7 protein-coding genes are annotated in these 12,095 nt (G+C 61.1%); 3 read left to right on the top strand and 4 right to left on the bottom strand.

The window, feature by feature from the left end; genetic code table 11:
- Positions 1–2: 2 nt before the first annotated feature.
- Entirely contained in the window at positions 3–1,238 is a 1,236-nt protein-coding gene (locus V7651_RS14660; protein ID WP_335591195.1) for a parallel beta-helix domain-containing protein, read from the bottom strand.
- A 321-nt stretch (positions 1,239–1,559) separates the two neighbouring features.
- On the opposite strand from V7651_RS14660, the gene V7651_RS14655 reads away from it, so the two are divergent.
- The 3 genes from V7651_RS14655 (at position 1,560) to V7651_RS14645 (ending at position 5,558) form a co-directional block, all read left to right on the top strand.
- The gene (locus V7651_RS14655) at positions 1,560–3,851 is read left to right on the top strand and encodes a Tex family protein (RefSeq protein ID WP_335613594.1); all 2,292 of its coding nucleotides are present in this window, start codon (positions 1,560–1,562) and stop codon (positions 3,849–3,851) included.
- Between the two features lie 166 nt (positions 3,852–4,017).
- Positions 4,018–4,461, top strand: a complete 444-nt coding sequence (locus V7651_RS14650; protein WP_335613593.1) for a hypothetical protein — start codon at positions 4,018–4,020, stop codon at positions 4,459–4,461.
- Between the two features lie 122 nt (positions 4,462–4,583).
- The gene (locus tag V7651_RS14645) at positions 4,584–5,558 is read left to right on the top strand and encodes a LysR family transcriptional regulator (protein ID WP_335613592.1); all 975 of its coding nucleotides are present in this window, start codon (positions 4,584–4,586) and stop codon (positions 5,556–5,558) included.
- Here the strand turns inward: V7651_RS14645 and V7651_RS14640 are convergent.
- The 3 genes from V7651_RS14640 to V7651_RS14630 all read right to left on the bottom strand — a co-directional run bounded on the left by V7651_RS14640 (position 5,544) and on the right by V7651_RS14630 (position 12,002).
- Positions 5,544–5,924: a helix-turn-helix domain-containing protein gene (locus V7651_RS14640; RefSeq protein ID WP_162174831.1), complete on the bottom strand. Its 381-nt coding sequence runs from the start codon at positions 5,922–5,924 to the stop codon at positions 5,544–5,546. The genes V7651_RS14645 and V7651_RS14640 overlap by 15 nt on opposite strands.
- A gap of 193 nt (positions 5,925–6,117) precedes the next feature.
- On the bottom strand, positions 6,118–10,224 hold the full coding sequence (locus tag V7651_RS14635; protein ID WP_335613591.1) for a translocation/assembly module TamB domain-containing protein: 4,107 nt from the start codon (positions 10,222–10,224) through the stop codon (positions 6,118–6,120).
- On the bottom strand, positions 10,224–12,002 hold the full coding sequence (locus V7651_RS14630) for an autotransporter assembly complex protein TamA (protein WP_335613590.1): 1,779 nt from the start codon (positions 12,000–12,002) through the stop codon (positions 10,224–10,226). The genes V7651_RS14635 and V7651_RS14630 overlap by 1 nt, the downstream gene beginning before the upstream one ends.
- Positions 12,003–12,095: the final 93 nt, after the last annotated feature.

Below are 12,095 nucleotides of genomic sequence, written 5' to 3'. Positions count from 1 at the left end.
ACCTAGCCCTCGCGGTTCAACTCGATGGCTGGCAGCTTCTCAAGCGTGCAGCGATGCGCGTCGGTCACAAGCGCCGGGGCGGCATATTTGTTCGGTGCATCGGCGTTGAGCACTTCCGCGTCGCCATTGTCGACACAGATGCGCAGATCATCCGGCATCTTGCCGTCCACCATCTTTGCCGGATCGACATAGCCGTCCCAGAGGACGTCCGGAAAGCTGCCATCTTCGCCGAACAGCGCCACACGCGCCGCTTCCAGGCCGGCTCTGTCAGGGGCGTTGCCGCCGCCCGAGAACGTGTTGCCATAGATGTAGATGCTTTCTGGATACGGATCGAACGTGTCGCTCTTCTCGTCGTCCGAGTAGCCGGTTTCGAAGAGGCTGGAGATGATCACATTGGAGGTCTTGTTGTCGGAAATCTCGTTGTTGAAGATTTCGACCTTGTCGTTCGAGTTGACGATGACGCCCGTACCGGCAGGAACGCTGGCGACGGGTGTGCCGGCATGGCCGAAATTGCCGAGATTGTTGGCATAGACCTTGTTGTCATAGACGCGGGTCGTTGTACCTGCCTGCTTCAGGGCAGGCATGTTGAAGACGAGGATGCCGCCTGTATTGTTGGTGGTGACGTTCTCGTAGACGTCGGCGCCAATTGTGTTCTCGATCTCGATACCGGCGACATTGTATTCAGCGCGGTTGCGGCGGACGATGACGTTTTTCGACTGGCCGACATAGATGCCGGCGTCAGAGGCGCCGATGGCGACATTGTCTTCCATCAGCACATTGGTCGTCTGGACCGGGTAGATGCCGTAGGCGCCGTTTTCTGTCGCTGGTCCGTTTGTCCATTCGGTGCGAATGCGGCGGATGGTGATATTGTCGCCTTCATTCACCTTCAGGGCATCGCCGATTGTGTCTTCGATGGCGAGATCTTCAATCGTGAAGTCGCTGGCTGTGACGAGGAGGCCTTCGGCGCCGGAAATCTGGTCGGCAAAGCTCAGCACGGTCTTGTCCATGCCCTGGCCACGAATTGTCACGCCATTTACCGTCAGGCTGAGGGCGCGCTTGAAGGAAAGCTTGCCTTCGGGAATTTCGATGACATCCCCCGCCTTGGCGTCGATGAGCTGCTGCATCAGCGTGTCTTCGGCGCTAAGCTGTTCGGTCGGGGCTTCAGGCTTGGGTGTATTCTGACCGCATGCGGCGAGCATTGCCGCCAGACATACGCTGATAAGGTGCTTGGATGTCATTTATGTTTCCTCCATTTGCGCCATCGGAACCTTAGAATTCCGGTGCTGTCTAGCGCTTGAAGCGAAAAAACAGAAAAAAATTCTGTTTTCCGGTATTTCTGCTCATGAGACGCAGTGCCGGTAGAAAAAGCGAGCTGAGGGGAGCGCTTTTGTCTAGATCGCCTGTAATGACAGGCCCACAAATATTACAATGAGGGAAGGCATCGATTAACTGCAGATGTTTCTTCAAGCGTAAACGAGGTGTGAACGATTTAGGGTGAATTGATGGACCCGCGCGTTCCTGGACGCGCTGTTCCTCCCTGCATTCAGAAGGCCAATATCATGACCGGCACATCTCGTTCCTCCGCTTCTACGACTTCAGACGCCATCGCCCGGCAGATCGCCAAGGAACTGGATGTCGCTGAACGTCAGGTATCGGCCGTCATGGCACTGCTGGATGAAGGGGCCACGGTTCCGTTCATTGCGCGCTATCGCAAGGAGCGTACCGGCGGCCTTGATGACACGCAGCTGCGCGCCCTGACCGAGCGCCTGGAATACCTGACGGAACTGGCGAGCCGGCGCGAGACGGTGCTGAGCGCGATCCGCGAACAGGACAAGCTGACCCCCGCGCTGGAGCGCGAGATCATGGCGGCCGAGACCAAGGTCGCGCTTGAAGACCTCTATGCCCCCTACAAAATGAAGCGGCGCACCAAGGCGACCATCGCCCGCGAGGCCGGGCTTGAGCCACTTGCCGACCGGCTGCTGGCCAATCCCGCCCTGCTGCCAACCGCCGAAGCGAAGGCGTTCGTTTCGTCTAAGAAAGGCGTAGCGGACCAGGAGAGCGCATTGGAAGGCGCCCGCGAGATTATCGTCGAGAAAATGGCCGAAGCACCAAAACTGGTCGGCAAGATCCGTGAGACCGTGTGGGGCAGTGGCAAGCTCGGCTCGGCGCTGGTGAAGGGCAAGGAAGAGGCGGGCGCGAAGTTTGCCGACTATTTCGATTTCGATGAGCCGATCAATGCGATGCCATCGCACCGGGCGCTGGCGCTGCTGCGCGGCCAGAAGGAAGGCGTGCTGCGGGTCAAGCTGGCTGTGCCGCATGACGAGACGCGCGACCATCCGGCCATACGTGAAATCTGTCAGGAATTCGGGATCGCGACCAAGGGCCGCCCGGGAGACTCGTGGCTGAAAGAGACGGCTCAGGCCGCGTGGAAGGGCAAGCTTGAGCCATCGAGTTCACGCGAGTCCATCACGCGCCTGAAAGAACTGGCCGACAAGGATGCGATCCGCATCTTCTCCCGCAACATGCATGACCTGCTGATGGCGGCGCCTGCCGGGCCCAAAGTGGTGATGGGTATCGACCCGGGTATCCGCACGGGTTGCAAGGTGGCTGTCGTGGATGCGACTGGCAAGCTGCTGGATACGGCGACGATCTATCCGCATGAGCCGAAGCGCGATTGGGCGGGTTCGCTCGCGACGCTCGCGGCCATTTGCAAGAAGCACAAGGTCGAGCTGGTCAGCGTGGGTAATGGCACAGCGGGACGGGAGACCGACAAGCTGGTGGCGGAACTCTCTGACAAGCTGCCGGACCTGAACCTGACGCGCCTGATGGTTTCGGAAGCCGGGGCATCGGTGTATTCGGCGTCTGAACTTGCGGCGAAGGAATTCCCTAACCTTGATGTCAGCATCCGCGGCGCGGTTTCCATCGCGCGACGCCTGCAGGACCCGCTGGCGGAACTCGTGAAGATCGAACCGAAGGCCATTGGCGTCGGCCAGTACCAGCATGATGTGGACCAGGCTGCGCTGTCGCGGTCGCTGGATGCCGTTGTCGAGACATGCGTCAATGCGGTTGGCGTTGACGTAAACACCGCGTCGGCCTCGCTGCTGGCGCGCGTTGCTGGCCTCAATGCCACGATTGCTGCCAACATTGTCGCGTATCGCGATGCGAACGGGCCGTTCAAGACGCGGAGCGAGTTGAAGAAAGTACCGCGCCTCGGGCCCAAGGCGTTTGAACAGGCAGCTGGTTTCCTGCGAATCTCCAAAGGCAAGAACCCGCTGGACGGCTCATCCGTTCATCCGGAGGCCTATCCCGTCGTTGAGCGGATTGCCAAGAAGACGGGTCGCAAGCTTGAGGCGCTTATTGGCGACAAGGCCTTCCTCTCGAAGCTGAAGGCGGAAGAGTTTGCTGATGCCATATTCGGCGTACCAACGGTGAAAGATATCCTCGTCGAACTTGAAAAGCCGGGCCGTGACCCGCGCCCTGAATTCCGGACGGCGACGTTCAAGGATGGCGTGGAGAAGGTGACTGACCTGAAGCCCGGCATGCGGCTGGAAGGCGTGGTCACCAATGTCACGGCGTTTGGCGCCTTTGTGGACATCGGTGTTCACCAGGACGGGCTCGTGCACGTATCGGAACTGTCGGACACGTTTGTGAAAGACCCGCACACGGTGGTCAGTACGGGGCAGGTGGTGAATGTGGTCGTGCTGGACGTGGATGTTCAGCGCAAGCGCATCGGGCTCAGCCTCAAGCAGGCCGCGGGCAGGGCGCCGCGCAATACATCCGCGCCCAAGACGGTTGCACCCAAGGACACGCCATCGTCCAGCCCGTTCGATGTGCTTTCTTCCCTGCGCTGAAACAGCCCGAGTGCGCTGCGACAGGCGCAGTGCACTCGGGCGCCTGGGCCAGTCTTAAACTCCGTCCATATGGCCGATTCGTAACTGGCGCTGCAGCGGCAGGGCTTCTAGATTCCAATCACGATGGGTGAGGCCTGTTTGTCCATATCCGTGATTGGAGACTGCCGTGTTCTATCCGCAAATTCCCTCCCGCCAGCCTGGAACCATTCCGCGCGGGCTGCCCAATTCACCCATCGCTGCCGAGCAGGTCGAGATCGTTCGATTGCTCACCGATCCCGAGACATTCGGTGGCCATGTGCCAGCCTATTTCGACACGGCTGTCTCGCACCTCTTCGTCAATGGAAGCCATCTGTACGTCCTTCGCAAGCCGATCGACGATGATGGGTTCCGTTGCGCCACCGTCAATGATCGCTGGGACTGGTGTGAAACGCAGTGCATGCGCGGCGTCAGCGGGTTTGGTGTTGTGGCAGCGCGGCCCCTGCCGATCGTGCGGCGCGAAGGCCGGCTATGCCTTGGTGGTCCAGGAAGTATTCGCGATTGGGTTTTGAAAATCACCTGTGAATCCGTCACAGTAGATCCGGGATTCATTACGCTTCGTCGAGCTGCCTGAAGAGATAGACGGTATAGATTTTACGAATACTGGCTGGATTCCGGTAATGACGTGCCTTGTCTGCCCCGATATAGATGCGTCAGGCATGGCGTATGGCTTGTGCCCAGCGGAAGGATACGGGCATGCCGTCGGAGCGCCTCAATTGGGATAATCTCCGGGTCTTCATGGTTGTCGCGGAGCTGAACAGCATGAAGGCCGCCTCTGTGCGCCTTGGCGAGTCCCCTCCGACCATCGGGCGCAAGATTGATGACCTCGAAACCGAGCTGAACGTGCAATTGCTCAATCGCTCGACGCGGGGGGTGGAGCTGACCGAGGCGGGCAAGTTTGTCTTGAACCAAGCCAAGGCCATGGCCGGCGCCGCCAAGGAGCTGACACGCCAATCCAATGACAAGGGGCAGCCGGCTGAGGGAACAATCACGCTGGCGACAGGTGACGGGCTGGGCCCCTACTGGATCGCGCCGCGCCTGCCGGAATTCCACCGTGCGAATCCGCGCATTCAGATCAAGATGAATGTGGTCGAGAAGGCGCCTGATGTCGGGGCTGGCGATGCGGATATCGCGATACAATTCACCGAGCCGAAGCAGCACGATGTCATCGCCCGGCGCATGGGCACGCTTCACTATATCAGCTTCGCCTCACGCGGATATCTGGATGAGCATGGCGAGCCCAACAGCCTGTTCGAATATTTCCGGCACCGCTCAATTCTTCATCAGGCCTATGTGCACCAGATTGAGCGCTGGGCGCCGAAAATGTCAGAGCTGCGGAAACTGGTGAGCTTCGCGTTCGTCACCAATTCCGCAAGCGCCATGATTGAAGTGTGCAAGAATGGCGGCGGCGTTGCCTTGCTGCCATCCTATATCGGTACGGTCGAGCCGTCCCTGGTGCCTCTGGAACTGCCAGAGGTCGCGCCGATCCAGTTCTGGCTGACCTATACCGAAAGAGTCTGGCGCATGCCGAGTGGTCGTATCGTCATCGACTGGCTGAAAGACATGTTCGAAGCGGAAGATGCGTTCTGGTTCACCGAACACTTCGTCCACCCGAATCGCGTCGATTCGCTCAAGCCATACCTGAAGGGCGATGCTTCAGCCGGTGGCTAGGGCTTTCAGCACGCGAGACATGGTTTCGAGTTTCTCGGGTGATTTGGTCCGCTCGATCCAGTCATGGCATTCGGCTCGTACACGCATTGCCGGATCCTTGATCGTCGGATCGGCGTCGCCTTCGTCTTCGAACAGGTCCGCAATGGGGACACGCAAAGCCTCTGCAACAGTCGACAGCATACCGGCGCTCAGGCGGTTCGTGCCTGTCTCGTATTTCTGCAACTGTTGATGGCTGATGCCGAGTTCCGTGCCAAGCTCGGCCAAAGTGCGGTTCTGCGCGATGCGCAGTGCGCGAATTTTTTCACCTACTAGCTGATCTACGCGCGTCGGTGCGCGCGAACTGGAGTGTCTTTGCTCGTGTTGCACGTTTAATTTTCCTTTTCCAACACCCCATGCATTTCGCGCTAAGGATGTTAAAGCAAGGTCATGGCTTACCAAAAATATGAAACGCTGCAGTGCCTATTTGATGCGCTTTTGTTTGCATCCACGACCAATGGGGGAATTAACTCACGCTAAATATACCTTTGGTTTCAATGGTAGTCATCGCTTCAAATTGGAACTAGTAGTCTTTTTTCCACCTTATGGAGAGCTTGTTCTCTCCTGTCGAGGTTGTTTCAGATGTCACGGAGACGTGATCAGCAGGCTCCCATTCGACCTCGACGGAGCTGCCACTGGCACCGGCGGCATTGAGCTGGAGATAGACGTCGTCGCTCAGATATTGGCCCACACCCAGTTCAGCATTGCCGGCATCGTTGGAGCCAATCGAGAGGCGGTCAACGCCTAGCGCCGACTGCAGCTGTGCTGCCGGGTCAAAGCCGCCGCCGCGCCCGCTGAGCTTGGCGATGGATGAGGCCAGCTGGGCCGCTTCGACGGGCGAGAGGTCGATGGACGATCGTCCGAACAGGAGCCGCGACAGGATTTCGTCCTGCGGCAGGTCCGGCGTGCTCGACAGTTCGAAGACCGGATTGGACGGCTTGCCGGACACCTGGACCCTCGCGACGAAGCCGTTGACGGACCGTTCCGCGTCCACGGCGATGCGCGCCGAGTCGACAGGGCCGTCAAATGTGATCTTGCCGCTGTCGAAGATGAAGGGCCGTCCCGCGAGGTCGAGGCTGCCGCGCACCATTGTGGCCTGGCCCCTGAGGTTCACGTCGGACAACGTGCCTGTCGCCGTCAGGTCAATCGCCCATTCGCTGTCCAGACCGCGCCCCGTAACATATACGCGGTGTGCAGCGTCGATATCGAGATTGAGCCTTAGTGACTGCCTCATCTTGCTGGCCCCGGAGGCCGACACGTCGTCATCGGTCCAGCGCACGTCGATCGCCTTGGGCCCGGAGGATGGCAGGTTGTCGAGCGATACGCGCGCTTCATCGACGACCAGTTTGCCCGCCGCGAGGCGTCCGTCGCCATCTTCCGTAACGGTCACTTTTCCGCTGAGGCGGGCGATGTCTCCGTCCCGATCATAGACAAGTAGGCGGCTCAGGTCCACGTCGACACGGGTGCGCGTTTTGGCCATTGAGCCACTAACCGAGACGGTGCCATTGCCGTCGCCGCGTCCGGTGCCCTGTACGGTGAAGGTCTGGTCGTCATAGGCGGCATCAAGAGCGATGCCTGTCAGGCGCATGCCGGTTGCGCCGAACTCGTATATGCCATTGCTGATGGTCGCTTTGGCCTGATAGGCGGGCGCGGAAAGCGACCCCGTCAGTGTTGCGAGAGCATCAATCCGGCCACCGACATCATGCCCGTAGGCAAGTGCGGCTGACTGGAGCGCGCCCAGATCGCCTTTGAGCGTTGCCTCTCCGTTGAGAGGCTGGTCACGGTCGAGACTGACAAGTGATGTGGCCGAAGGCTTCACCGGCAAAGCTGCGTCGGCGATGAGGACCAGATCCTTGCCGTAATTGCTGCGGGCGTTCAGCTTGAACACCCTTGCGTTCAGCTGGGCTGTCATGTCCAGCGACAGGGACGTATCTAGACCCGGGACAGGGCTTGTCGCGGAAAAGGCGAACGAACCCGACGGCGAGAGCCCGATCGGCTTGAACTCGCCATGGCCATTCAGGCGCGCATCCACCTCGCCGAGATTTGCCAGGGCAAACAGGGCACCAAAGTCGACTGCGTTGACGTCCACGGCCAGCGTGGCCGCTTCGCCGCTGCCCGAGAGGCTCGCCTTGATCTCGCCTCCCAGCAGATCCAGCTGACCGTTGAGATCGGGCGCATCGCCAAGGCGCCAGCGCGCAGGCTGAGGCGTGTTCAGCTTCTCACCGAGCGCAGTGCCAGAAAGGCTGAAAGTGCCTTCGGGCGCATCGCCGGAGAGATTGGCCTTGCCGGAAAAAGTGAAGTCGAACGGAAACGATTCCTGCGTGCTGACGAGGGTGGCGCGGAAATCATATCCGTCCTTGTTGTTCTTTATGTCAGCAGAGAAAGTGTCGAGCTTGACGCCGTTCTTCAGTCTCGCGCCACTGCCCTGGGCCTGCACGACCAGCGACATCGGGGCGTCGCCTTCCTTGATGATGCTGGCATTGGCGCGCAGGCTTTTGACGCGGATGTCTTCCGTCGTCAGGCCATCGCCATCGGCGTTGATGGCAACGATCAGGTCGCCTGCCTTGTTGATCTCGGTCCGGCCAGCGAGGGCTAGAGGGCCATAATTGCCGCTGATATTGTCGATGACCATGTCGCCATCGGCGCGTGTAAAGTCCGCCGTCACGTCGAGCGCTTCACCGGCGAAGCTTCCGGTCAGCCTGACAGGCCCGCTGATGCGATCACCGGCCAGCGTGACTGTCGCGGTTGTCGCCACGTCTTCCATATCGCGGGAGGCCACGTGGAACGTGCCCGAACTAGATTTCAAATCCACGACAAGCGCATCGGAGGGCCCGGTAAGACTGATCTTGCCTGTGCCAAGATCAAATGCGTTGCCGCTGATCTCAAGGGGGGCGGTCTGGTCGAAATCGAAGGCCAATGCGCTGTTGCCGCCAATCCGGTAGACGCCGTCACCTTTTAGCTCCAGGCCCGCGCTAGCTAGCGTTGCCCTGGCGATGCGTATGGCCTTGCCATCAATCTTCAGTGACGCATTGACCTTCGGCGCCGGACCGATGAGCGGCTGTACGCTGTCTGGAAGGCCTGAGAAACTCTGGCCTGTAAGGCTGGTCTCGATGGACGGGCTGGAGAGTTGGCCGTGCACGCGGAATGTGCCGGCGGCGCGCCCGCCAAATGAGCCGGGCAGGCTGCGCAGTGCCTGGTCCAGCGTGCCCCGAATGTCGAGCGTGCGGGCTTTTGTGGCGACAGTGCCGGACGCGGAAACCTTGCCCTCGGGCAGGGTGAGTGCGGAAGGCGCCAGCGTCAGCACGCCGGTGTCACGGGCATAGGCGCCGCTGGCCACGAGATGGGGCTGCTTGCCGAGCAGGCCTGTCACAGTGTCATTGCCCGCGAGGATGCCTTCGCCGATGAGGTCAGCCTGGAAAGGGATTCTGTCCGGTTCCACCGAGACGGTCACAGGCCCGCTCAGCTGGCGGAAGGGGAGGTCGGTGCCGTCGAGCGCGACGAGATTTGCCTGCCCGGTATAGGAGGGCACATCGCCCGCCATTTCCAGTGTGCCATCGAGTGAGAGGTTGGCATCAAGGCCCGCGAGATCCGGCAGGCCCGTGAACTTGAGTGTCACTGCGGCCGGGCCGTTGAGCTTCCTGGTCTTGGTGTCTGCTTCGCCCTTGGCTGTGAGCAGGCCGGAGGCCATGGAGGCCGAGAGGTCAAACGACGCAATGTTCTTCTTGATATCCGCGCCGAGCACAAACCGGGCATCGGAGCCGAGCAGTGTCTGCACGTTCTCCGGCAACGGAAGCGACAGGGCGTTGACGTCCGCATTGGCCGTCAGGCGACCGTCAAGAACCTTTGCAGTCATCGAGGCGGCGTCTTCGCCTGCGATCTGGAATTGCAGAAAGCCATCGCCTTCCTCAAGCGTGCCGTCCACAGAGGCGGTGAGGGATGCGTCCTGGCCATCTTTCAGGTGGAGCAGGGTGGCAAAGGTTCCGCCCGCAGGTGCGGCCCCTTCGGCGTTCAGGTTGAACTGGCCGGCTGCGTCGCGGCGCGCGTCAATCTTGAACCGGTCGCCGAGGCCCTCAATGGGCGTGATATCCAGTTTGGCGGTGAGGATGCTGTCCTTGCCGCGCGTGAAGGCGCCAGCGACGCTGAAGGCCGCTGCCGGGCCTGCAACACCTTCGGCGAGCGACAGCTTGCCGATATAGAGATCGTCCAGCTCGACGCTCCAGCCACCGCCGCCTGTGCTTTCGCGCGAGCCGGTCTGGGGCCGGCGACTGATACTGATTTCGCCTGCACTGGCGAGATTGAGTTCGACCTTGCGCGAGAACAGGGCGCGGGGAGTCCACTTCAGGCGAACATCGTTCGCCTCAAGCCAGATGCCATCACTGTCAGCGATTGTGAGATGGTTGAGGTGCATGCGATTGAGCGGATCGCCCGTCAGCCCCTCCGCAGAGATTGTTCCAAGACTGCCGATCTCGCGCCCGTCGATCTGCGACAGGACGAAGGCACGCCCGCCATCGCTGTTGATCCAGAGCCGTGCGCCGAGGATGACGACCAGGAGCAGTGTCACGATGCCGCCCGCGCCTGAGATCAAGGGGCGTCGGCGTATGAAGGTCCAGGTGGCGCGCAGATACTTCATCAGAAGGACTGCCCGATGGAGATATAGAACTGAACCGGGCTCTCGCCGTCACGGCGGTCGACAGGCGTTGCGATATCCACGCGGACCGGGCCGAAGCCGGGATAGTAGCGAAAGCCAAGGCCGACGGCCGTGCGCAAATCGCTGAACACTTCGTCTGTGCTATTCGCCGCCGAACCGGTGTCGACAAAGAGGACATAGCCGATCTTCTCGCTGCGGCGGTAACGCAGCTCGGCCGACATATCGAACAGTGCGCGGCCGCCGAGGATGGCGCCGGAGGAATCGGTTGGCGACAGGCTCTGATAATCAAAGCCGCGCACCGTGCCGCCGCCGCCCGCGAAGAAGAGGCGGTCAGCCGGAACGCCATTCGAGCCAAAGAAGGCGCCGAACTCGCTGCGCAAGGCGGCCACGAAGGGACCATCCGCGATCTTCTTGTAGGTCGATCCGGAAATGAGGAGGCGGGTATAACCCGCATTCGCATCGCCCACCGACATGCCCGGCTCAATGCCAAGGAAGGCCTTGTTGCCCGATTGCGGGTCGAGCGGTTGCTTGACGGTCGAATAGGTCGCCGCCAGCGGGAAGGAGAGGGTCACAAGTTCGCGCGGCTCCAGCAACGCGCGCAGGCGCAGCTCCTTGGTGCGGGTCGCATCGAGCGTGACGCCTGCCGAGAGCGTGAAGTTCTTGTTGAAAGGCTGCGACAAGGCCGCGCCGACCTTTACGCCTTGCAGGTCATAGGCGTCGGTCTCTTCGGCGCGGACGCCTGTCTCCGCGGTGAACGTGCGGCCATAGCGGCCGATATTCGGGCGGGTATAGGTGGCCGTCAGGTCCCGGGCGAGTGTCGCCACTGCGCCCTGCAGGCGGAAAGTGTCGCCTGCGCCGGTCACGTCGCGCCGTTCCCAGAAGGCGTCCGCGCCGACACCGTCTGTCGTGGAGGCCGTAACGCCCGCGCCCACAGAGCGGCGCTTGGCTTCAGTGAGCGTCAATTCGACAGGGTAGAGCCCGTTCGAGTCCGGCGTCTCCGATATCGCGACGCCGATGCCGTCGAACAGGCCGCTGCTGCGCAGGCGTGCGCGCAACTGGTCGATCTTGTCGGCGACGTAGACGTCGCCGGGTGTCCAGGTGCGGTAGAGGCGGATCGTGTCCATGTCGGACGCGCTGCCTTCGGTCAGTGTCATGTCGCCGAGACGGACATAGGGACCGGGTTTCAGGGCGTAGGTGATCTCGACCGACTTCTCCTTGCGGGACGCGAGCACATCAATGCCACCGCTTTCGGCAAAGGCGTGGCCATTATCCTGCAGCGTCCGCACCAGTCGGCTGTCCAGACCCTCGATATCGATTGTCCGAGCCGGCGAGCCGACAGGAACCGTTTTGAGCGCCGCGTCCAGTTTGGCCTGAAGCGGCTCGCTGACCGGGGACGCCATGGAGAGTTTGACGGAGGCAACTTCAAAACGTTCGTCGGCCTGCACGTCGAGGCGCGGCTTCTTCTCAAGCGTGTCGATCAGCTCGGGCGAGACCTGAGCGGCGAGATAGCCTTCCGCCGCCAGGAACTCTTCCAGCGTGCTGGCCGCATCGCCTGCCTGTCGGCGCGACTCCAGGATGCTCTTTGGCGGGGCCTCATCGGTTTCCAGAACGGTGCGTGTCTTGTCTTCCAGTCCGGGCGGCAGGCCGTCCAGTTCGACAGGCATCTGCTTGTTCGCGCCGCCTATGCCGTTACTGCCTCCGGGAAATCCGGCGCACGCCGTCACTGCGCTTAACATGCACAGGCCCGTTGCGGGGTGCATCAAGGCACTCCCGGCGACAGAGCTGAAACGGGCTAGCCGCTGAGACATCAAAGAATTTACCATTCGAATTGCAATGCGAGGATTGCGCCAGTT

This window comes from Hyphomonas oceanitis, assembly GCF_036964545.1.
In the GTDB taxonomy this organism is placed as follows: Bacteria; Pseudomonadota; Alphaproteobacteria; order Caulobacterales; family Hyphomonadaceae; genus Hyphomonas; species Hyphomonas oceanitis.
This window is presented reverse-complemented; position numbering and strand designations above follow the sequence as displayed.

Excerpts from the sequence above, each read along its gene's own strand:
- V7651_RS14660 (WP_335591195.1), bottom strand. The coding sequence starts at position 1,238 with ATGACATCCAAGCACCTTATCAGCGTATGTCTGGCGGCAATGCTCGCC.
- V7651_RS14655 (WP_335613594.1), top strand. The coding sequence starts at position 1,560 with ATGACCGGCACATCTCGTTCCTCCGCTTCTACGACTTCAGACGCCATC.
- V7651_RS14645 (WP_335613592.1), top strand. The coding sequence starts at position 4,584 with ATGCCGTCGGAGCGCCTCAATTGGGATAATCTCCGGGTCTTCATGGTT.
- V7651_RS14635 (WP_335613591.1), bottom strand. The coding sequence starts at position 10,224 with ATGAAGTATCTGCGCGCCACCTGGACCTTCATACGCCGACGCCCCTTG.
- V7651_RS14630 (WP_335613590.1), bottom strand. The coding sequence starts at position 12,002 with ATGCACCCCGCAACGGGCCTGTGCATGTTAAGCGCAGTGACGGCGTGC.